The organism is Streptococcus oralis, assembly GCF_001578945.1.
In the GTDB taxonomy this organism is placed as follows: Bacteria; Bacillota; Bacilli; order Lactobacillales; family Streptococcaceae; genus Streptococcus; species Streptococcus oralis_Q.
Genome location: NZ_KQ969554.1, coordinates 29,020 through 49,041 on the forward strand (window position 1 = coordinate 29,020; position 20,022 = coordinate 49,041).

Annotated in this window: 19 protein-coding genes and 2 pseudogenes; 10 read left to right on the forward strand and 11 right to left on the reverse strand. The window is 43.0% G+C overall.

Annotated elements, in window-relative coordinates:
- Positions 1–6 precede the first annotated feature (6 nt).
- The 4 genes and pseudogenes from accC to SORDD16_RS12325 all read left to right on the forward strand — a co-directional run bounded on the left by accC (position 7) and on the right by SORDD16_RS12325 (position 3,874).
- Positions 7–1,374: an acetyl-CoA carboxylase biotin carboxylase subunit gene (gene accC, locus SORDD16_RS08005; RefSeq protein ID WP_061453049.1), complete on the forward strand. Its 1,368-nt coding sequence runs from the start codon at positions 7–9 to the stop codon at positions 1,372–1,374.
- Positions 1,375–1,409: 35 nt separating this feature from the next.
- Positions 1,410–2,276 carry an acetyl-CoA carboxylase, carboxyltransferase subunit beta gene (gene accD, locus SORDD16_RS08010; protein ID WP_061453050.1) on the forward strand — a complete coding sequence of 289 codons (867 nt, stop codon included), beginning with the start codon at positions 1,410–1,412 and terminating at the stop codon, positions 2,274–2,276.
- The gene (locus SORDD16_RS08015; protein WP_061453051.1) at positions 2,273–3,040 is read left to right on the forward strand and encodes an acetyl-CoA carboxylase carboxyl transferase subunit alpha; all 768 of its coding nucleotides are present in this window, start codon (positions 2,273–2,275) and stop codon (positions 3,038–3,040) included. Before accD ends, SORDD16_RS08015 begins: the two co-directional genes overlap by 4 nt.
- 146 nt (positions 3,041–3,186) lie before the next feature.
- Positions 3,187–3,874 (forward strand): annotated as a pseudogene (locus SORDD16_RS12325) (lysostaphin resistance A-like protein).
- Positions 3,875–3,914: 40 nt separating this feature from the next.
- On the opposite strand, the gene nusB reads toward SORDD16_RS12325, so the two are convergent.
- From nusB to gatC, 8 genes are all read right to left on the reverse strand, one after another.
- Complete coding sequence (gene nusB / locus SORDD16_RS08030) at positions 3,915–4,343, reverse strand: transcription antitermination factor NusB (protein ID WP_061453053.1); 429 nt, start codon at positions 4,341–4,343, stop codon at positions 3,915–3,917.
- Positions 4,336–4,725, reverse strand: a complete 390-nt coding sequence (locus tag SORDD16_RS08035) for an Asp23/Gls24 family envelope stress response protein (RefSeq protein ID WP_000510584.1) — start codon at positions 4,723–4,725, stop codon at positions 4,336–4,338. Before SORDD16_RS08035 ends, nusB begins: the two co-directional genes overlap by 8 nt.
- A gap of 21 nt (positions 4,726–4,746) precedes the next feature.
- Positions 4,747–5,307 (reverse strand): elongation factor P, encoded by a 561-nt coding sequence (gene efp, locus SORDD16_RS08040; protein ID WP_000568640.1) that lies wholly within the window; start codon positions 5,305–5,307, stop codon positions 4,747–4,749.
- 81 nt (positions 5,308–5,388) lie between these two features.
- Positions 5,389–6,516 carry an SPFH domain-containing protein gene (locus SORDD16_RS08045; protein WP_061453054.1) on the reverse strand — a complete coding sequence of 376 codons (1,128 nt, stop codon included), beginning with the start codon at positions 6,514–6,516 and terminating at the stop codon, positions 5,389–5,391.
- Positions 6,517–6,524: 8 nt separating this feature from the next.
- The gene (locus SORDD16_RS08050; RefSeq protein WP_061453055.1) at positions 6,525–7,481 is read right to left on the reverse strand and encodes a zinc-ribbon domain-containing transport protein; all 957 of its coding nucleotides are present in this window, start codon (positions 7,479–7,481) and stop codon (positions 6,525–6,527) included.
- Between the two features lie 62 nt (positions 7,482–7,543).
- Positions 7,544–8,989 carry an Asp-tRNA(Asn)/Glu-tRNA(Gln) amidotransferase subunit GatB gene (gene gatB, locus SORDD16_RS08055; protein WP_061453056.1) on the reverse strand — a complete coding sequence of 482 codons (1,446 nt, stop codon included), beginning with the start codon at positions 8,987–8,989 and terminating at the stop codon, positions 7,544–7,546.
- Positions 8,989–10,455, reverse strand: a complete 1,467-nt coding sequence (gatA, locus tag SORDD16_RS08060) for an Asp-tRNA(Asn)/Glu-tRNA(Gln) amidotransferase subunit GatA (RefSeq protein WP_061453057.1) — start codon at positions 10,453–10,455, stop codon at positions 8,989–8,991. Before gatA ends, gatB begins: the two co-directional genes overlap by 1 nt.
- The gene (gene gatC, locus SORDD16_RS08065) at positions 10,455–10,757 is read right to left on the reverse strand and encodes an Asp-tRNA(Asn)/Glu-tRNA(Gln) amidotransferase subunit GatC (protein ID WP_061453058.1); all 303 of its coding nucleotides are present in this window, start codon (positions 10,755–10,757) and stop codon (positions 10,455–10,457) included. Before gatC ends, gatA begins: the two co-directional genes overlap by 1 nt.
- Positions 10,758–10,922: 165 nt before the next feature.
- Between gatC and SORDD16_RS08070 the strand changes: the two genes are divergently transcribed.
- Together SORDD16_RS08070 and SORDD16_RS08075 are read left to right on the forward strand one after the other, a co-directional pair.
- Positions 10,923–11,615 carry a YwaF family protein gene (locus SORDD16_RS08070; protein WP_061453059.1) on the forward strand — a complete coding sequence of 231 codons (693 nt, stop codon included), beginning with the start codon at positions 10,923–10,925 and terminating at the stop codon, positions 11,613–11,615.
- A gap of 143 nt (positions 11,616–11,758) precedes the next feature.
- On the forward strand, positions 11,759–13,303 hold the full coding sequence (locus SORDD16_RS08075; RefSeq protein WP_000155105.1) for a peptide chain release factor 3: 1,545 nt from the start codon (positions 11,759–11,761) through the stop codon (positions 13,301–13,303).
- 361 nt (positions 13,304–13,664) lie between these two features.
- Here SORDD16_RS08075 and SORDD16_RS08080 read toward each other — a convergent pair whose 3' ends face one another.
- The 3 genes and pseudogenes from SORDD16_RS08080 to SORDD16_RS08090 all read right to left on the reverse strand — a co-directional run.
- Positions 13,665–14,618 carry an aromatic acid exporter family protein gene (locus SORDD16_RS08080; RefSeq protein WP_061453060.1) on the reverse strand — a complete coding sequence of 318 codons (954 nt, stop codon included), beginning with the start codon at positions 14,616–14,618 and terminating at the stop codon, positions 13,665–13,667.
- A 67-nt stretch (positions 14,619–14,685) separates the two neighbouring features.
- Positions 14,686–15,894, reverse strand: a complete 1,209-nt coding sequence (gene sstT, locus SORDD16_RS08085) for a serine/threonine transporter SstT (protein WP_061453061.1) — start codon at positions 15,892–15,894, stop codon at positions 14,686–14,688.
- 197 nt (positions 15,895–16,091) lie between these two features.
- A pseudogene (locus SORDD16_RS08090) lies at positions 16,092–16,447 on the reverse strand (IS110 family transposase); the annotation flags it as partial.
- 254 nt (positions 16,448–16,701) lie between these two features.
- Between SORDD16_RS08090 and SORDD16_RS08095 the strand changes: the two are divergent.
- From SORDD16_RS08095 to yqeH, 4 genes are read left to right on the forward strand one after another with little or no spacing between them, the layout of a single operon-like run.
- Complete coding sequence (locus tag SORDD16_RS08095; protein ID WP_061453062.1) at positions 16,702–17,262, forward strand: mechanosensitive ion channel family protein; 561 nt, start codon at positions 16,702–16,704, stop codon at positions 17,260–17,262.
- 57 nt (positions 17,263–17,319) lie between these two features.
- On the forward strand, positions 17,320–18,228 hold the full coding sequence (locus SORDD16_RS08100) for a magnesium transporter CorA family protein (protein WP_061453063.1): 909 nt from the start codon (positions 17,320–17,322) through the stop codon (positions 18,226–18,228).
- Between the two features lie 17 nt (positions 18,229–18,245).
- On the forward strand, positions 18,246–18,773 hold the full coding sequence (locus SORDD16_RS08105) for a YqeG family HAD IIIA-type phosphatase (RefSeq protein ID WP_061453064.1): 528 nt from the start codon (positions 18,246–18,248) through the stop codon (positions 18,771–18,773).
- A gap of 2 nt (positions 18,774–18,775) precedes the next feature.
- On the forward strand, positions 18,776–19,882 hold the full coding sequence (yqeH, locus tag SORDD16_RS08110) for a ribosome biogenesis GTPase YqeH (RefSeq protein ID WP_061415280.1): 1,107 nt from the start codon (positions 18,776–18,778) through the stop codon (positions 19,880–19,882).
- Positions 19,883–20,022 lie beyond the last annotated feature (140 nt).

The window sequence follows — 20,022 nt, forward strand, 5'->3', positions numbered from 1 at the left end:
TTCTCCATGTTTCGTAAAATTTTGATTGCCAATCGTGGTGAGATTGCGGTTCGGATTATCCGAGCTGCGCGTGAATTGGGCATTGCAACCGTAGCAGTCTATTCAACTGCTGATAAGGAAGCTCTTCACACGCTCCTAGCGGATGAAGCTATCTGTATCGGACCTGGTAAGGCAACAGAGTCTTATCTCAATATCAATGCAATTTTATCTGCTGCAGTCTTGACTGAAGCAGAAGCTATCCACCCAGGTTTTGGTTTTCTTAGCGAAAACTCCAAGTTTGCCACGATGTGTGACGAAGTGGGAATCAAGTTCATCGGCCCTTCTGGGGCTGTAATGGATACCATGGGAGATAAGATCAATGCGCGTGAGCAAATGATCAAGGCTGGGGTTCCAGTTATCCCAGGATCTGATGGTGAAGTTCACACAGCTGAAGAAGCTCTTGCAGTTGCAGAAAAAATTGGCTATCCAGTCATGCTTAAGGCATCGGCAGGTGGTGGTGGAAAAGGGATTCGTAAGGTTGAAAAGGCAGAAGACTTGGTCGCAGCCTTTGAAACAGCATCCAGTGAAGCCAAGGCCAATTTTGGAAATGGCGCAATGTATCTTGAGCGTGTGATTTATCCAGCTCGCCATATCGAAGTTCAGATCCTTGCGGACCAAGAGGGGCATGTTGTCCATCTTGGTGAACGGGATTGTTCGCTCCAACGGAATAACCAAAAGGTCTTAGAAGAAAGCCCATCCATTGCGATTGGCAAAACACTTCGTCATGAAATTGGTGCTGCAGCCGTTCGTGCAGCAGAGTCTGTTGGCTATGAAAATGCAGGGACTATTGAATTTCTTCTTGATGAAGCGAGTGGCAATTTCTACTTCATGGAAATGAATACTCGTGTGCAAGTGGAACACCCAGTAACAGAGTTTGTTTCAGGTGTTGATATCGTGAAGGAACAGATTCGCATTGCTGCCGGGCAACCTTTACCTTTCAAACAAGAAGATATCATCCTACGAGGTCATGCTATCGAGTGCCGGATCAATGCAGAAAATCCAGCATTTAACTTTGCTCCAAGCCCAGGGAAAATTACCAATCTCTATCTACCAAGTGGTGGAGTTGGCTTGCGCGTGGACTCAGCAGTTTATCCAGGTTATACCATTCCCCCTTACTATGATAGTATGATTGCCAAAATCATTGTTCATGGGGAGAATCGTTTTGATGCTCTTATGAAGATGCAACGGGCACTTTATGAACTTGATATAGAAGGTGTGCAAACCAATGCAGACTTCCAGTTGGATCTGATTTCAGACCGCCGAGTTATCGCTGGTGATTACGATACTTCCTTCTTGATGGAAACTTTCTTGCCAAAATACCAAGAAAAAGAATAGACTTTCAAACAGTATGAGAACTAAAAGGGGGAGTTATGGCTCTATTTAGTAAAAAGGATAAGTATATTCGGATCAATCCTAACCGTTCCGTAAGGCAGAAACCACAAGCCAAGCCTGAGGTTCCGGATGAACTCTTCTCCCAGTGTCCTGGTTGTAAACACACCATTTACCAAAAAGATCTTGGGAGCGAACGAATTTGTCCCCATTGTAGCTATACTTTCCGTATTTCAGCTCAGGAACGCTTGGAGTTGACGATTGATTCTGACAGCTTTGTGGAGATGTTTACAGGAATTGAAACTCAAGATCCATTAAACTTTCCTGGATATCAGAAAAAACTTGCTACTATGCGTGAAAAGACAGGTTTGGATGAAGCGGTGCTGACTGGTACAGCTAGCATCAAGGGACAAAAAGTTGCCCTTGGAATCATGGATTCAAACTTTATCATGGCTTCTATGGGAACCGTTGTGGGTGAAAAAATCACGCGCTTGTTTGAGTATGCGACGGTAGAAAACTTACCAGTCGTTCTCTTCACAGCTTCTGGTGGAGCCCGTATGCAAGAAGGAATCATGAGCTTGATGCAGATGGCTAAGATTTCTGCGGCAGTTCAACGTCATTCCAAGGCAGGACTTTTTTACCTAACTATTTTAACCGATCCGACAACAGGTGGAGTGACCGCTTCTTTTGCTATGGAAGGTGATATTATCCTAGCGGAGCCACAGAGTTTGGTTGGTTTTGCTGGGCGTCGTGTTATCGAAAATACAGTTCGTGAGAACTTGCCGGATGACTTCCAAAAGGCAGAATTTCTGCTTGAACATGGATTTGTTGATGCAATTGTCAAACGGAGAGAATTGCCTGAAACAATTGCTAAATTAGTAAGATTGCATGGAGGAAGTCGCGGATGAATATTGCAAAAATAGTCAGAGAGGCACGCGAGCAGAGTCGCTTGACTGCACTTGATTTTGCCAATGGAATCTTCGATGAATTTATCGAATTGCATGGAGATCGCTCTTTCCGCGATGATGGTGCGGTTATTGGTGGAATTGGCTGGTTAGGTGAACAGGCAGTAACTGTCGTTGGTATCCAAAAGGGGAAGAGTCTTCATGACAACCTCAAGCGGAATTTCGGCCAACCTCATCCAGAAGGCTATCGTAAGGCCTTGCGCCTGATGAAACAGGCAGAAAAGTTTGGCCGTCCAGTTGTGACCTTTATCAATACGGCGGGTGCTTACCCTGGTGTGGGAGCCGAGGAACGTGGACAAGGTGAAGCAATTGCCCGAAACCTGATGGAAATGAGTGACCTCAAGGTTCCAATCATCGCGATTATTATCGGTGAAGGTGGATCTGGTGGGGCTCTAGCTCTAGCCGTAGCTAACCGTGTCTGGATGTTAGAAAACTCAATCTACGCAGTACTTAGCCCTGAAGGATTTGCCTCTATCCTTTGGAAGGATGGAAGTCGTGCTATGGAAGCAGCGGAATTGATGAAAATCACTTCACATGAACTTCTAGAAATGGGAATTGTAGACAAGGTAATCTCAGAGGCAGGGCTGTCAAGTAAAGAACTACTAGGTTGCGTTAAAAATGAATTGCGTTCAGAACTAGATAGGTTGAAAGAACTACCACTCGACCAACTTATCGAAGAACGTTACCAACGCTTTAGAAAATACTAAGAAAATTTAAAAGCTAGAACAATTTGTTCTAGCTATTTTGATAATAGAGCATGGATAAACATCAAAACTCTAGATAAATAAGAAAAACAATCAATAGTCTATCCTCTATATAGCCCTAATAGAGAGTTTCAATTAGGAGAGAAAGAATGAAAAAGACAATACATTTAGGAATCTGTATGATTTTAATGTTTCTGTACATTTATTTAACGCCATTAGGAGCTATAAGTCTGGCTAGGACCTTCGGTTTAGGAATGGACAGCTATATAATCTTTCTAGTTGGAGAAGTATTGCTTATTTTCTTTTTATTCGTTTTGTGGTTGAAAAAGAAGAAGATGCTCTTTATCTTCGAGAAAAAGGGTTGGCGCTGGTCTTATCTCGCTTTCTTATCTATTCTTTTTTAAATGGATTTAGAATGCAGAATATCCGATTGATTGACTTTTCCAAGACCTTCTTTCGGAACTTTACTTAAACGGAAGAGAAACGACTCTATCAAGTCTTATATTCTTTATCTTTAACATTTCGATTGTACCTGTTGTTGAGGAGACAATCTATAGAGGATATTTTATGAATACCTCCTTTCCCCAGTCCAAGTACTATCTGGATGTTATCCTATCTGCTCTTATCTTTGGACTTAGTCATTTGATACTAACTCATCGAGATCCTATCAGTTTGATTATTTATAGTTTAGGCGGTCTCTTCTATGCCCTTGTCTACCGTTGGACAAAGAACTTAAAAATTACCATCCTGTGCCATAGTTTTTTCAACTTTCTCATTTATGCTAAGCCTATCTGGATTTTTGTTTATAATTACGTTTATTACAACTTTTTCAGATAGCAGTAGGCAAAGAAAAAGTGCTTGATGATTCAAGCACTTTTTATATTTCATTTTCTTCAGTTACAAACTGGCTGAGAAGTCCGTTGACAAAACGGGCAGATTTTTTATCTGAGAAGTTCTTTGCAAGCTCAATAGCTTCATTAACAGCAACCAGCTGTGGAGTGTCAAATGAATTGATTTCAAAGACTCCCAAGCGAAGGAGGTTTCTTTCCACGAGCGTTAAACGCTCGATGGTCCAACCTGCTTTTAAATGCCGGGTGATTTGCTTGTCTAGTTCTTCCTTTTTAGCCTGAACACCAGAAACTAGCTCTGTCAAAAAGGCTGGAAGTTGCACATCCGTATCTTCACGATCATGAGTATAGGCGAAACGACAAGCAGTTTCGATATCTGTACCGAACTCAAGGCTCATGAGAGCTTGAAAAGCGCACTTGCGAAGCTCACGTCTAGATTCTAATAGTGGACTAGTCATTGAGGAAGTCCTCGTCAAATAGATCTTTCAATTCTGGTTTTGGTGTTTTATCTGGAACGATACCTGCAACGTGAATATTGATAGCAGCGAGTTCTACATCAGCCATATTGCGGACTGCATCTTTGACAGCTTTCTGGATAGCAACCGCTACCTTAGGAACTTTTACTCCGTACTCTAGGTAGAGGTAGATATCTGCTGTGAGTTCTTCGTCCACGTTTTTTAGATAAACGCCACGGCCGAGAGAAAGTTTTGAGAGGGTATCAGATACTGATTTGTTTGAAAAAGAGTGAACACCCTCTACCTTTGCAGTAGCGATAGCAATGATTTTTTCAAGTACACGTGGGGCGATAACGATTTCGCCAAGTTGTTCTTCAATTCCCATAGAATGACCTCTTTCTAGAGATTAGGCACGAGAAACGTAAGTTCCTTCTGCAGTGTTGATAACGAGTTTTTGTCCTGCTTCGATGAAGTCTGGAACGTTTACGACAAGTCCAGTTTCCATCGTTGCTGGTTTACCAGAACCTGTAACAGTAGCACCTTTGATAGATGGTTGAGTTTCTGCAACTGTCAATTCAACAGTAGTAGGAACGGTGACACCAATCACTTCAGTTCCGTAGAATTGAATCTTCACATCAGAGTTTTCAAGGATGTAAAGCAATTCGTTTTCAACGTTGACTACAGGAATTTCGTATTGGTCGTAAGTTTCTGTATTCATGAAGTAGGCTGTGTCATCCATTTTGTACAAGTATTGAGCTGGGACAGTCTCGATGATAGCTTGTTCAAATTTTTCCTCTGGACGGTAGCTTGTGTCAAATGTAGAACCAGTACGAACATCACGCAATTTCATACGCATGATTGTGTTTCCTTTACCTGGTTTGTGGTGGCTAGCTTCCAAAACGCGGATCAATTTTCCGTCAGCTGTTTCAAAGGTCATACCAGCCTTTAATTTACTTGCTTCAATCATGTTTTTACCTCTTTAATAAAATAATTTACTCTTTATTGTACCATAAAAGACAACATTACTCAAATGTCAAAAGGAGCTTAATTAGTTGACTGGTACGATATTTCCATCTTCGTCTTTGGTAACGAGGACGTATTTTCCATCGACTTCGATGTAAAAATTCTTGCTGGCAGTTTGTCCAGTATTTTGAGCCGGTGCTTGATTTTGAACTTGTTGGCTTAGTTGACCACCGAGAGTTTGGCCAAGATTCATGCCCATAAACATGTTCATCCCATTGCCATTTCCTTCGTTGGCAGCTGCAGCAATGAGCGCTTCGTTGCGAGCACGGCGTTCTTCGATTTCAATCGTGTTGTACTTCATTGCCACGAGCTCACTATCAAGCTTGCGAACGATATCAAGACTTTCTTGGTCGTAGCTGAGGTCTTCAAGCAAGATATTAGTTGCTTCAATCCCGTAGAGACCTATCCAAATCTTGTTGACCTCTTGTTTAGCGAGTTCGTTAAAGGTGTCTTGATTGGCATTGAGGCTATAGATATCAACCTTGTTTTCGTTGGTATATTTGGCAATGGCAATCGCGATTTTCGGTGCGATATTTTGACGGAGCGTTCCTTGAGCTACATCTTGGAGAGTAAATGGCTGTCCGTCAGTAATTTGACGGCTAACAGAACTCACGTAGAAGAGGACTGGATCTGCTATTTTTACATCAAACAAGCCGTAGAAACGGATGTTGAGCAGTTGTTGGTAACGTTCGCTGAAGTATTCGACTGCATTTTGTGTGCCGAACTTATTACCTGCAATAGGTTGCATGCGGATAAAGATAATTTCCTGTTGGGTGATGACTTGTCCACCAAAAGAGAAACGGTTTTTAAAGTTTTCCCAAGTGCCTTTTAAACCACCTTTTTCAAGGAGCCAGGCGTTATCACCAGCTTGCCATTCGTGGCTACCAGCTTCGAGGACTTCACCAAGGAAGGTACCATTGTTTACCAAAACAGCGGTATAGCCTTGAGGAACGATAACCACACTGCCATCTGATAAGAGGCCTGTATTTTGATTGCTGTGACGAGAACGTCCATCTGGGTCTTTTGTGAGCAATTGCCCCTTGATGGCTAAGGCGTCGCCAGAGACATTATCTGGAAGGACAATGGCTTCCTTGAATTTACTATCATTAAAACTATTTAAGCCTGCTGATAAGGTTGCACGTATAAATCCCATAATTCCTCCTAATTATAAAGCTCGTCTTCATCCACAACATCATAGGTATCCAGTACCCATTGGTTTGGACTGCGAGAGAGATTGGCACCACAGTAGTCGCACTCGCTAACTGCAGAGATTTTCAATGGGGCGCCACAGTTTGGACAGTGGTCGCTCACAATTTCGTCTGGATTGACTGCTTGCGTTTGGCTACCGTGTTGACGGATAAAGTTTAATTGATACACGGTGAAGAGATCTTTTTTAGGGTCTCCTTCAATGACACGGCGAGTCTCATCATCAATGACATAGTCCCGCAAGGTAGATGACAGGATCACCACTAAGATATCGTTTCCGTCAGGATTTTCAATGAACTCCTTGATGCGAACATTTTCGATACAAACTTTCTCTAAAACATTAGTTGTTTTAGCTCGAATATGGTCCTCAAGTTGGGTACTATGTTGAGAGTAGAGACTGGTACTTTCCAAAGCGCGGACAGAGTTCCAATTTTTCTCAGTCCAGGCAACCTGCAATTTAAGGTAGACTTCCTTAACCCAAGATGTGAAGGCTTCCGCGTCAAAGTTTGGATCCCCATATTTCACACGACTAATGGCTAGTGTGTTGTGTTCAACTCGACGATGGAGCGTTTGATAATCATTACTAGTGTAGGTTGAACTCGAATCTCCAGACTTATTCTGCAAGGATTTGACGATAACAGCTAGTATGATTCCTCCGACTAATATGAACATAAATCCTAAATAGGGAGAGCTAGCAGAGTTGCTAGAGGATGATCCATATCCAGAGCGGTAGTAGTGGAAAGATGAGCCACCAGAACGACTTCCGCCTCCACTTGAGCGGCTGCTGCTTCTGGAGCTACTGCGGCTGCTCCCTCCACTTCTGGAATGTCCGACACCCGCATCAACGATTTGAGGCACGGATAGAAAAATAAGTAATAAACAGGTCATTAAAAGAGCGTAAAACTTTTTCATGTGTCTCCTAATTATATGATTGAAAAGGTAGCTGTCTAGACTACTGGGTGACTACTAGCGAATTACTCATTTTCTTTCAACTTCGCCAATTCTTGTGCAAGGAGTTTAAGGGCAACTTGTGGGTTGGCTTGTCCTTTGGTAGCTTTCATGAGGAATCCTGTGAAGGCCTTGTCTGCGTTACGTTTGCCTGACTTGAAGTCGGCAACGGCAGCTTCGTTATCCGCAAAGACTTGGTGAATGATTGGGATCAAGACATCTGGATCAGAGATTTGCACCAAGCCTGCTTTTTCCACGTATTCACGCGCCCCACCGCCATTTTTAGCCAGGTGGACAAAGACTTTCTTGGCAATCTTAGAAGAGATCGTGCCGTCTTCGATGATGGCAATCATTTCTACCAAGTTTTCAGGTGTCAATTCGATTTGTTCTAGTGTTTTGCCTTCAGCGTTCAAGAACTGAGCGACTTCGCCTTGGAGCCAGTTAGAGACTTGTTTGGCATCGCCACCGAGGGCAACAGCTTTTTCAAAGAAATCAGAAGTGACTTTGTTTGCAGTTAACTGGCTAGCGTCATAGTCTGACAAGCCAAGCTCAGATACGTAGCGCGCACGGCGTTCTTTTGGGAACTCTGGCAATTCAGTACGCATTTCCTCAATCCACTCATCTGAGATTTCAAAGAGTGGTAGGTCTGGTTCTGGGAAGTAGCGGTAGTCTGCAGCACCTTCCTTGACCCGCATGAGGATGGTTGCCTTATTAGCTTCATCGTAACGGCGTGTTTCTTGGCGGATTTGACCACCTGAGCGAAGGATTTCAGCCTGACGTTGGACTTCGTATTCAAGACCTTTACGGACATTTGAGAAGGAGTTGAGGTTTTTCAACTCAGTCTTGGTACCGAATTTTTCTTGACCATAAGGGCGAAGGGAGATGTTGGCATCCACACGCATAGAACCTTCTTCCATCTTAACGTCAGAAATGCCAGCGTACTGGATGACTTCCTTGAGGGCTGTCAGGTAAGCATAGGCTTCTTCAGGGGAACGCATGTCGGCTTCAGACACGATCTCAATCAATGGCACCCCTTGGCGGTTGAGGTCAACATAGGAGTAGCCATCTGTACCGTGGGTGTTTTTACCAGCGTCTTCCTCTAGGTGAGCGCGCTCGATACCGATTTTCTTGGTCGTACCGTCTTCTAACTCCACTTCAATCCAGCCGTTATATCCGATTGGTTCATCAAACTGAGAAATTTGGTAGGCTTTTGGATTATCAGGGTAGAAGTAGTTCTTGCGGTCAAAGTGCATCTTTTTGTGGATGTCCATGTTGAGGGCAAGAGCAGCCTTGATACCAGCATCGACCACTCCCTTATTGAGAACTGGCAGAACACCTGGGAAAGACCAGTCAATCACGTTGGTGTTGGCATTTTGGTCATTGCCAAAGTGGGCAGAAGTAGGTGAGAAGATTTTTGAATTGGTGTTGAGCTCTACGTGGACTTCAAGTCCAATGACTGTTTCAAAGTTCATTAGTTGTCACCTCCAAAAATCACGGGTTGTTGTTTGTGGTAGTCTGTTGTTGCTTCAAAAGCAGCAGCAGCTTGGTAAATGGTTTCCTCAGAGTACTTAGGCCCAATCAATTGGAGACCGACAGGTAGACCTTGAGAGAATCCAGCAGGAATCGAAATTCCTGGGAGACCTGCCAAGTTGACTGGGATTGTCAAAAGGTCAGCCAAGTACATGGCAACCGGATCGTGGTTGAGGGAATCCAAGTCATAGGCAACGCTTGGAGCAGTTGGTCCCAAAATCAAGTCATAATCCGCAAAGACGTTTTCGAAATCTTGGATGATGAGGGTACGGACCTGACCAGCTTTCTTGTAGTAGGCATCGTAGTAACCTGATGAAAGGCTGAAAGTACCCAGCATGATACGGCGTTTCACTTCTTCACCGAAACCTTGGCTACGGCTGTTGACATAGATTTCATCAAGATTCGTCGCATCTTCTGCACGATAACCGTAACGGATACCGTCAAAGCGTTGTAAGTTTGAGGATGCTTCTGATGAAGCGATAATGTAGTAAACGGCAACACCGTATTTTGAGTGAGGAAGGCTGACTTCTTCAACGATGGCACCAAGTTTTTCAAAGTGTTTGGCTGCATTCAGAATGGTTTCCTTAACTTCTGGGTCAATCCCTTCACCAAGGTATTCCTTAGGAAGGGCAATCTTCATGCCCTTGATGTCTTGACCAATCTTAGAAGTAAAGTCTGCTACACGAACAGGTGCAGAAGTAGAGTCTTTGGCATCTTCGCTAGCAATCGCATTGAGCAATAGGGCGTTTTCCTTAACAGTTGGTGCAAAAGGCCCAATCTGGTCTAGGGAGCTACCGAAGGCAATGAGACCGAAACGAGAAACTGTTCCGTAGGTTGGTTTGAGACCGACGATTCCGTTGAAGGCAGCAGGCTGGCGGATGGAACCACCAGTATCAGAACCAAGTGACAAGCGGACTTGCCCAGAAGCTACGGCTGCAGCAGAACCGCTTGATGAACCACCAGGAACCTTGCTGTGATCCCAAGCATTTTTAGTAGCACCGTAGTGAGAAGTCTCTCCAGAACCACCCATGGCAAACTCGTCCATGTTAGTTTTCCCAACGACAATCATACCCTTAGCTTTGGCATTGGCAACGGCTGTCGCATCAAAGATAGGCTCGTAGTTGTAGAGCATTTTTGAGGCAGCAGTTGTGAGGATACCGTCTGTAGAGATATTATCCTTAACAGCCAGTGGAATTCCTGAAAGGACATTATCCGTGTCGATTCCAGCTTCATCAATAGCCTTAGCTTGAGCAAGGGCTTGCTCTTCAGCGATAGTGACAAAAGCGTTGATAGCTGTCTCGCGAGACTTGATATCTTCAAGCGTGGCTTGGGTCAATTCAGTTGCTGAAATTTCCTTAGAGACAAGGAGATTATGCAAGTCTTCAATCGTTTTGTTATTAAAAGTCATTAGGCATCTCCTCCATCATCTAGGATCGCTGGTACCTTGATATAGTAGTTTTCTTTTTCAGGTACATTTTTAAACAAGTGGTCACGGTCTGTTCCTTCTTCGGCCACATCAGGGCGGAGTACGGTCTTGCGGTCAGCCATGGTCGTAGTAGGTGCGACACCAGTTGTGTCGACTTCGCCCAGCAATTCAACCATGTCAACAATTTTAGACAAGGTTGTCGCAAAGGCAGCAGTTTCTTCTTCAGAGAATCTTAATTTTGAAAGATTGGCAACGTGTGTCACCTCTTCTTGCGTAATTTTCATCTTGCATCCTTTCGTGAAATGATGATTTTTAGTCTGTTCTATTTTATCATATTTTCCTATAAATAAGGGAGCCAAACTGAAAAGAAATAGAAATTGAAAAATCGCTTTTATTTCGCTATAATGGTTAAACTAGAGAATAGAGAAAATAAGAGTTAGGATAGAAATATGTTCCATCAATTTATCACCAGATCTCAGACGGTTCCTCCTCCCATTTCGCTTTTTTGGTATGGGATTATGATGTTTCTCTTAGTACTTTGTATTTATGGAGCACTTGCTTATCACAATAATCCGAAATTTGTCTGCTTGTTTAAAGGAATTCAGATTCTCCAGTTACTAGTCCTATATAGTTGGTATGTTGGTTTTGAGATTCCGTTTTCTAATAGCCTTCCTTTTTATCACTGCCGTTTGGCTATGTTTGCGGTGGTTTTCTTGCCAGATAAATGGCGGAGCAAGCAATATTTTGCCCTCTTAGGAGCAAGTGGAGCGGTCTTTGCCCTAGGTTATCCTGTCTTTGATCCTTATGATTTCCCCCATATCACCAGTTTTTCATTTTTGATTGGGCACTATGCCCTTTTGGTGAATTCCTTGGTCTACTTGATGAATCACTATGACAAGAGCTTACTCAAGAAATATATGATTGTTGCCTATACTTTTATCCTCAATCTCTTTTTAGTTGGGGTTAATCAGGTGACGGGTGGAAATTATGGTTTGTTAAACAAGACACCTTTTATTCCAGATGCGCCCTTGTGGTTTAAATACCTCCTTGTGTCGGTCATCCTTTCACTGGCTCTGGTTCTCTTTGATATCTTGTTCAAAAAACGGTGGAAAAAGAGAAACCAAGCGCAATCTGTACTCTAGCTTGCCCTTTTGTCAGATGAGCAATTGAAAAACTCCCCAAAATCCGCTATAATGGAGAGTCGAAAGGAATGGTAAAATCCAATGTAAACATCATTCTTAGCTACTGAAACAACTAAAAATAGAAAATCAAAGAAAGAGAACTTATGACTATTCAAGAAGAAATAAAGAAACGCCGTACTTTTGCCATTATCTCTCACCCGGACGCAGGGAAAACAACCATCACCGAGCAGTTGCTCTATTTCGGGGGCGAGATTCGTGAGGCTGGTACGGTTAAAGGAAAGAAAACAGGGACTTTTGCCAAGTCTGACTGGATGGATATCGAGAAACAACGTGGGATTTCGGTTACGTCATCTGTTATGCAGTTTGATTACGACGGTAAACGCGTGAATATCCTAGACACACCAGGGCACGAGGACTTCTCAGAAGACACCTATCGTACCTTGATGGCGGTGGATGCTGCGGTCATGGTCGTGGACTCTGCCAAGGGTATCGAGGCCCAAACCAAGAAATTGTTTGAGGTTGTGAAACACCGTGGCATTCCAGTCTTTACCTTTATGAACAAGCTGGACCGTGACGGTCGTGAGCCACTGGACCTCTTGCAAGAACTAGAAGAAGTCCTTGGCATTGCGAGCTATCCTATGAACTGGCCAATCGGGATGGGGAAAGCCTTTGAGGGTTTGTATGACCTCTATAACCAACGTTTGGAACTCTACAAAGGGGATGAACGTTTTGCCAGTCTGGAAGAAGGGGACAAGCTCTTTGGAAGCAATCCTTTCTACGCTCAGGTTAAGGACGATATCGAACTGTTGCAAGAAGCAGGAAATGAATTTTCAGAAGAAGCTATTCTTGCAGGAGAACTGACTCCGGTCTTCTTCGGTTCAGCCCTCACTAACTTTGGGGTGCAGACCTTCCTTGAGACCTTCCTTAAGTTTGCTCCAGAACCACATGGACACAAGAAAACAGATGGCGAAATTGTGGATCCTTATGACAAGGATTTCTCAGGATTTGTCTTTAAAATCCAAGCCAACATGGACCCTCGTCACCGTGACCGCATTGCCTTTGTTCGTATCGTATCCGGTGAGTTTGAGCGTGGAATGAGTGTCAATCTGCCTCGTACTGGTAAGACTGCCAAACTATCTAATGTCACTCAGTTTATGGCGGAAAGTCGTGAAAATGTCACTAATGCCGTAGCAGGTGATATCATCGGGGTTTACGATACTGGTACTTATCAAGTTGGAGACACCTTGACGGTTGGAAAAAACAAGTTTGAGTTTGAACCACTGCCAACCTTTACACCTGAGATTTTCATGAAAGTTTCTGCTAAGAATGTCATGAAGCAAAAATCCTTCCACAAGGGGATTGAACAATTGGTGCAAGAAGGCGCCATTCAGCTTTACAAGAATTACCAAACAGGCGAGTACATGCTAGGAGCTGTTGGTCAACTCCAGTTTGAAGTCTTTAAACACCGCATGGAAGGCGAGTACAATGCAGAAGTTGTCATGAGCCCAATGGGTAAAAAGACGGTTCGTTGGATCAAGCCTGAGGACTTGGACGAGCGCATGTCCTCAAGCCGCAATATCTTGGCCAAGGACCGTTTCGACCAACCAGTCTTCCTCTTTGAAAATGACTTTGCCCTCCGCTGGTTTGCGGATAAGTATCCAGATGTAGAGTTGGAAGAAAAGATGTGATTCAGTAAGCCTACTTGATTGCAAAGCAATCTAAGTAGGCTACGGCAAGTCCTATTAGACTTGCCTAACTGCCTCACTAACTACGTTTAGCAAATATGATCGATTTGCTAAACTCCGTGTCGTAGTTCAGTAAATTTATTTGATTGTTTAACAATCTAAGTAACTAACGCCAAGTTTCTATGGAACTTTACTAGTGGATAATATGACAGTAAGATATACTGTATCTTATCTCAACTTCCTGTGGAAAAGATGCTAAATTATATAGCTTATTCATCCTATCACTAACCTTTATGGTGATAACTTATAAATAAAAGAAAACTTCAGATATTCACCTTTTGTGATTGGTCTGAAGTTTTCTTTTTTACTGTCCATATTTTTGGTAAAAATCAACTTTTACTTGGATGAAGGTTTTGGCTTCGCGTAGTAGTTGCAGGAGGGTGGCACGGGTTTCAAACTCCTCACGTGTTTTCGGGAGACTCCGATTGCGGAAGACTTGCAGATAGCGTTCGATGTCATCAAGTAGGTCATGAGCAGGATTGGTCTGGCTTAGCTGGGCAGCAATCTTTGAAAAGAGCTGGGCCAAGATCAAACTCTCACTTGCGGCCAGGTGACAGGTATTGATCTGCTGGGCCATATTTCGCAGGATGCGACTTTGTCGCTGCCTCATCTCAAAGTAGTGGATGTGGTAGTCCGTTCGGTGAAAGAGATGGTCAGAGTGATCTAGATAGACCAATTTGAGTGCTTCTTCAAGGAGAGTGTCTAATTCGTCAACAAGCTGGGATCGATTGCGACCGTCTCCCCTCGACAGGTAGTATTTGAAACGAAATAGGATGTCTTTTAACTTTTCTTCGACTTGAAGGTGGTAGCTTTGGATGGCTTTCTCACGAGAGGGCATATAAAGATTGACCAATAGAGCAAAGCTTGTCCCGATGAGAAAGAGGAGTACTTCATTGAGTAAGAGCTCTGGAGAAGTAGACTCCTGTACCAAGAGATGACTGACCAAGACACTGCTAGGGGTGATGCCGATTTCCCAGCCCATTTTATAGGCTAGAGGGACATAGAGAGCCAGATAGAGGCCCAGACTCCAGATGTGAAAGCCCGTCAGCTGAAAGGCTAGAACACCGATAGCGAGCGCTAGGAGCATGGAAAAGAGGCGGTTATGTGCTAATTTCAGCGTGCTTCTGCGCGTGTCGGAGAGGCTTAAGAGAGCTATGATTCCAGCTGAAACTGCTGATGATAAATCTAAAAAATAAGCGAGAAAACAAGCGAGACAGGTCGCTAAGATCAGTTTTGTCGTACGTTGAGTGAGAGACATGAAAACTTCCTAAAATATTAGAATAAGAGTGTAAAAGACAAGCCTTAAAAGTCTTGTCTTAAAAAATCTATTTTTTACGGGTGGTTGCATACTCAGCAACAGCTGTAAAGAGAACATCGGTAGAAGAGTTGAGAGCAGTTTCACAAGAGTCCTGGATGACCCCAATGACAAATCCAACTCCTACCACTTGCATGGCAATATCATTTGAAATTCCGAAAAGACTACAAGCAACAGGGATTAGAAGGAGCGATCCTCCAGCAATACCAGAAGCGCCACAGGCAGAGATAGCAGCAACTACACTGAGGACAACAGCGGTTCCAAAGTCTACTGAAATCCCTAGAGTGTTGACGGCAGCAAGAGTTAGGGTTGTAATAGTAACTGCTGCGCCAGCCATATTGACAGTAGCCCCTAGAGGGATAGAGACAGTGTAGGTATCAGGGTTCAATCCTAAGTCTTTACATAATTTCATATTAACAGGGATGTTGGCTGCAGAACTACGGGTGAAAAAGGCAGTTACTCCGCTGATACGTAAACATTTCAAAACAAGGGGATAGGGATTTTTTCTCATAAAGAGAAAGGCGACAAGCGGGTTAATGACGAGAGCGACAAAGGCCATGGTTGCGATCAAGAGTCCCAGAAGGACACCATAGTTGGCAAGACTGGCAATTCCTTTGTCAGAGATGGTCTTGAAAACCAAGCCCAAAATACCAAAAGGAGCCAGATTGATAATCCACTCAACAATCTTTGAGGTGACATCTGCCATGGTTTTGAGTAATTCCTTGCTATTTTTGCTAGCTTCTCTCATGGCAAGTCCAAAGACCACAGCCCAAGAGAGAATTCCGATATAGTTAGCAGTAATGACTGCATTGACCGGATTGTCAACGACGTTGAGTAAGAGATTCCCAAGAACTTGAGCAATACCGTCAGGGGCGGCGGTTGCAGTTGTACTTGCGTCGCTGAGGGTGATTTGGATAGGAAAGAGAAAATTAGTGACAACAGCGACGAGAGCTGCTGCGAAGGTTCCGAGCAAGTATAAGAAAATCACAGTTTTCATATTGGTATTTTGCCCCTTTTTGTGCTGGGAGAGGGCATTGGCAACAAGGGCAAAAACCAAAATAGGAGCAATCGCTTTAAGTCCACCTACAAAGAGATCTCCCAACAGACTAATCCCTGTAAGGTTTGGGAAGAGTATTCCCAATGAAGCCCCCAAGAGCATGCCGATTAGGATACGTTTGATGAGGCTGGCCTTGTTCCAGGCCCGAATGATTTTTTTCATAGTAGTCTCCTTCAAAATATATTGTTTATGATTATAGTATAAATATGCTGTTGAGGCAAGCCCTTTTTTTAAATTTGGGGTAATATCGGAATATTTATAAAAAATATAGGCTGGATAATTTATGATATAATAGTAAAAAGGCGATTATGTCTGGACAGAATCTTAAACTCTTCCTGACAGTTACCGTGCTGGAATTATTCCCGATTTGGGTCAGAAAGAAGTTTAAGGGAATTAACACGAGCATCTTTCTTATCCGTTTTGATCTTACGAAGAGGCAGAGATTTGGCACCCCCTTGATGAGCAAAGGATTGTAGGTATAGACTTTATAACCTTGTTCATGCAGGAAGTTCAAAAGGTTAAAAGCATAATGTCCCGTATCTTCAAGAGCGATGAGTCAGTCTTGTTTCAGTTGACGAAGGGTCTTGTCTAAAAACTCAAACCCAGATCTAGTGTTTGAGAAAGTGAGCGGTTTGAGGAACATTTCCCCTTGGTCATTCAAGGCTGTTACAGCGTATTTGTTTTTAGTAGCTACATCAATGCCAATATAAAGCATAGCGTTACCTCCGAATAGTGTATTCAAGCTCACTTGGAACTCCACGAACTTTTTGCCTTGTTACCTTACACGAGATCAAACGTCTATGCGTTATCAAACTCATTACCAATTGAAACAAAAAGCTGTGGTTAGAGCCTTTTTAAAATCGTCATGCGATTGGAGAAAATGCACTAATCCACAGTGGCTTATTCCAAGTATAGCCCTTGGGCTTTGGCAGTAGCTAACTGCACTAAATATAATACAAGGAGTTTTATATGCAAGATTTTTTTCAACGTTATCTTGATAAATTGGATGTAACAACCATGTTAGAGAATCTTTTGACCAAGCTGATTTCTCTTTTGATTCTCTTCCTGTTATTTTATATAGCTAAAAAAATGCTTCACGCTACTGTCCGAAAGATTGTCAAGCCCTCTCTTAAATTTTCAAATCGAGATGCAGGCAGACAAAAGACTATTTCTCGTTTACTTGAGAATATTTTTAACTATACCCTTTATTTCTTTTTAATCTACTGTATCTTGTCTATTTTAGGCTTACCAGTTTCCAGCCTCCTTGCTGGGGCAGGGATTGCTGGGGTAGCCATTGGGATGGGCGCACAAGGTTTTCTGTCCGACGTTATCAATGGTTTTTTTATCCTCTTTGAACGCCAGTTCGATGTGGGTGACGAGGTAGTTCTCACAAATGGTCCTATTACCGTTTCTGGAAAGGTCGTTAGTGTAGGAATTCGTACAACGCAACTGAGAGGTGATGATCAAGCCCTTCACTTTATTCCCAATCGCAATATCACCGTCGTCAGCAACTTCTCTCGTACAGAGTAGGTCTGCTATTTTGACAGATTTGTGGTACAATAGAAAGAGTTTGGTAAAGGAGAGAGTATGCTATTTGTAGAGAAAAAACTAGGTCATGATTGTACCTGGATAGACCTTGATGTGGACAAGATCAAAAACATGGAGGATCTTTCTGAAGTCTATGGATTGGACAAGGAAACCATCGAGTATGCTCTGGATAGAAATGAACGAGCCCACATGGATTATAACCGTGAAACGGGGACGGTAACCTTCATTTATAATGTTCTTGATTTAGAAAAAGACAAAGAATATTATGAAGCGATTCCGATGACCTTTATCGTTGAAAAACAGCGACTAATCACTATTAGTAATCACAAGAATACTTATGTGATTGAGCGTATGGCAACTTACCTTGAAAGCCATGAGATTATTTCAATCTACAAATTTCTTTTTTCCAGTTTAGAGATGATTAGCAATGCTTATTACCCAGTCATCGAAGAAATGGATAAAAGTAAGGATGAAATCAGTGCGCTCCTTCGTCAGACAACGACTAAAAAAAATCTTTTTGCTCTTTCTGACTTGGAAACCGGTATAGTTTACTTAACAGCTGCTGCCAAACAAAATCGTCTCCTCTTGGAACATATCCAAGGGCATGCTCTTTATCGCAATCTTAATGAGGTAGAAAGAGAGCAGTTTGACGATGCCATGATTGAAGCGCATCAGTTGGTTTCGATGACAGACCTGATTTCTCAAGTTTTGCAACAACTCTCAGCCTCTTACAACAACATCCTAAATAATAATCTAAATGATAATTTGACAACTTTGACCATTATCTCAGTCTTGCTAGCTATCCTTGCGGTTATTACAGGATTCTTCGGAATGAATGTTCCCTTACCGTTTACAGATGAACCGAATGCTTGGATTTATATTTTATTAGCTAGTTTAATATTGTGGGGAATCTTAGCTCAGTATCTAAAGAAAATTGCTAGAAATTAAAAAGAAAAGGAGCCAGAATGGCGATTGAAAACTATATGCCAGATTTCGCTGTGGAAGCAGTTTATGATCTGACAGTCCCAAGCCTGCAGGCGCAGGGGATCAAGGCTGTTTTGGTCGATTTGGATAACACCCTCATTGCTTGGAACAACCCTGATGGAACGCCAGAGATGAAGCAATGGCTACATGACCTCCGCGATGCAGGCATTCGCATTATCGTGGTCTCAAATAACACCAAAAAACGAGTTCAACGTGCAGTTGAGAAGTTTGGGATTGATTACGTTTATTGGGCCTTGAAGCCCTTTACATTTGGGATTGATCGTGCCATGAAGGAATTCCACTATGAAAAAAATGAAGTGGTCATGGTCGGCGACCAACTCATGACGGATATTCGGGCAGCGCATCGTGCAGGCATTCGTTCAATCTTAGTCAAGCCCTTGGTCCAACATGACTCGATCAAAACGCAAATCAACCGAGCTCGCGAGCGCCGTGTCATGCGAAAAATCACTGAAAAGTACGGACCGATTATGTATAAAAAAGGAATTTAACTATGGAAGAAATTCTCTGTATTGGTTGTGGAGCAACCATTCAGACGACAGACAAGGCTGGTCTTGGTTTCACTCCCCAGTCGGCACTTGAAAAAGGCTTGGAGACTGGAGAAGTCTATTGCCAACGTTGTTTCCGTCTCCGTCATTACAATGAAATTACTGATGTCCAGTTGACGGACGATGATTTCCTCAAGCTCTTGCATGAGGTGGGAGATAGCGATGCCTTAGTGGTTAATGTCATTGATATCTTTGACTTTAACGGCTCTGTCATCCCTGGCTTGCCACGCTTTGTATCGGGCAATGATGTGCTCTTGGTTGGAAATAAAAAAGATATTCTACCTAAGTCTGTAAAGGCTGGCAAGATTAGCCAATGGCTCATGGAGCGTGCCCACGAAGAAGGTCTTCGTCCTGTGGACGTCGTCCTAACTTCAGCACAAAACAAGCATGCTATTAAGGAAGTCATTGACAAAATCGAGCACTACCGTAAGGGACGCGATGTCTATGTGGTCGGTGTAACCAACGTTGGAAAGTCAACCCTTATCAATGCTATCATCCAAGAAATCACAGGTGATCAGAACGTTATCACGACTTCTCGTTTCCCAGGGACAACTTTGGACAAGATTGAGATTCCGCTTGACGACGGTTCTTATATCTATGATACGCCGGGGATTATCCACCGTCACCAGATGGCTCACTACTTGACGGCTAAAAATCTCAAGTATGTCAGCCCTAAAAAGGAAATCAAGCCCAAAACCTATCAGCTCAATCCTGAACAAACCCTATTTTTAGGTGGTTTAGGGCGCTTTGACTTTATATCAGGAGAAAAGCAAGGTTTTACTGCTTTCTTTGACAATGAACTCAAACTCCATCGTACTAAGCTTGAAGGCGCTAGTGCCTTTTATGACAAACACCTTGGAACCCTTCTGACACCTCCAAATAGTAAGGAAAAAGAAGATTTCCCAAAACTAGTCCAGCATGTCTTTACCATTAAGGACAAGACTGACTTAGTCATCTCAGGCCTAGGCTGGATCCGCGTAACAGGCACCGCCAAAGTCGCCGTCTGGGCACCAGAAGGCGTCGCCGTCGTCACACGAAAAGCCATTATTTAAAATAAAATCGCTGAGCGAACAAAGTGAGCTCATACAAAGATAGTTATTGCCGTGGTGTGATTGCCAATCTTTAGATTGGCAAGGGGCACAATTGAGACCTAGGCTCAATTGTGAGGTAAGGAAATCCATTTTTCAAAGAT

Excerpts from the sequence above, each read along its gene's own strand:
- accC (WP_061453049.1), top strand. The coding sequence starts at position 7 with ATGTTTCGTAAAATTTTGATTGCCAATCGTGGTGAGATTGCGGTTCGG.
- accD (WP_061453050.1), top strand. The coding sequence starts at position 1,410 with ATGGCTCTATTTAGTAAAAAGGATAAGTATATTCGGATCAATCCTAAC.
- SORDD16_RS08015 (WP_061453051.1), top strand. The coding sequence starts at position 2,273 with ATGAATATTGCAAAAATAGTCAGAGAGGCACGCGAGCAGAGTCGCTTG.
- nusB (WP_061453053.1), bottom strand. The coding sequence starts at position 4,343 with ATGACTAGTCCACTATTAGAATCTAGACGTGAGCTTCGCAAGTGCGCT.
- SORDD16_RS08035 (WP_000510584.1), bottom strand. The coding sequence starts at position 4,725 with ATGGGAATTGAAGAACAACTTGGCGAAATCGTTATCGCCCCACGTGTA.
- efp (WP_000568640.1), bottom strand. The coding sequence starts at position 5,307 with ATGATTGAAGCAAGTAAATTAAAGGCTGGTATGACCTTTGAAACAGCT.
- SORDD16_RS08045 (WP_061453054.1), bottom strand. The coding sequence starts at position 6,516 with ATGGGATTTATACGTGCAACCTTATCAGCAGGCTTAAATAGTTTTAAT.
- SORDD16_RS08050 (WP_061453055.1), bottom strand. The coding sequence starts at position 7,481 with ATGAAAAAGTTTTACGCTCTTTTAATGACCTGTTTATTACTTATTTTT.
- gatB (WP_061453056.1), bottom strand. The coding sequence starts at position 8,989 with ATGAACTTTGAAACAGTCATTGGACTTGAAGTCCACGTAGAGCTCAAC.
- gatA (WP_061453057.1), bottom strand. The coding sequence starts at position 10,455 with ATGACTTTTAATAACAAAACGATTGAAGACTTGCATAATCTCCTTGTC.
- gatC (WP_061453058.1), bottom strand. The coding sequence starts at position 10,757 with ATGAAAATTACGCAAGAAGAGGTGACACACGTTGCCAATCTTTCAAAA.
- SORDD16_RS08070 (WP_061453059.1), top strand. The coding sequence starts at position 10,923 with ATGTTCCATCAATTTATCACCAGATCTCAGACGGTTCCTCCTCCCATT.
- SORDD16_RS08075 (WP_000155105.1), top strand. The coding sequence starts at position 11,759 with ATGACTATTCAAGAAGAAATAAAGAAACGCCGTACTTTTGCCATTATC.
- SORDD16_RS08080 (WP_061453060.1), bottom strand. The coding sequence starts at position 14,618 with ATGTCTCTCACTCAACGTACGACAAAACTGATCTTAGCGACCTGTCTC.
- sstT (WP_061453061.1), bottom strand. The coding sequence starts at position 15,894 with ATGAAAAAAATCATTCGGGCCTGGAACAAGGCCAGCCTCATCAAACGT.
- SORDD16_RS08095 (WP_061453062.1), top strand. The coding sequence starts at position 16,702 with ATGCAAGATTTTTTTCAACGTTATCTTGATAAATTGGATGTAACAACC.
- SORDD16_RS08100 (WP_061453063.1), top strand. The coding sequence starts at position 17,320 with ATGCTATTTGTAGAGAAAAAACTAGGTCATGATTGTACCTGGATAGAC.
- SORDD16_RS08105 (WP_061453064.1), top strand. The coding sequence starts at position 18,246 with ATGGCGATTGAAAACTATATGCCAGATTTCGCTGTGGAAGCAGTTTAT.
- yqeH (WP_061415280.1), top strand. The coding sequence starts at position 18,776 with ATGGAAGAAATTCTCTGTATTGGTTGTGGAGCAACCATTCAGACGACA.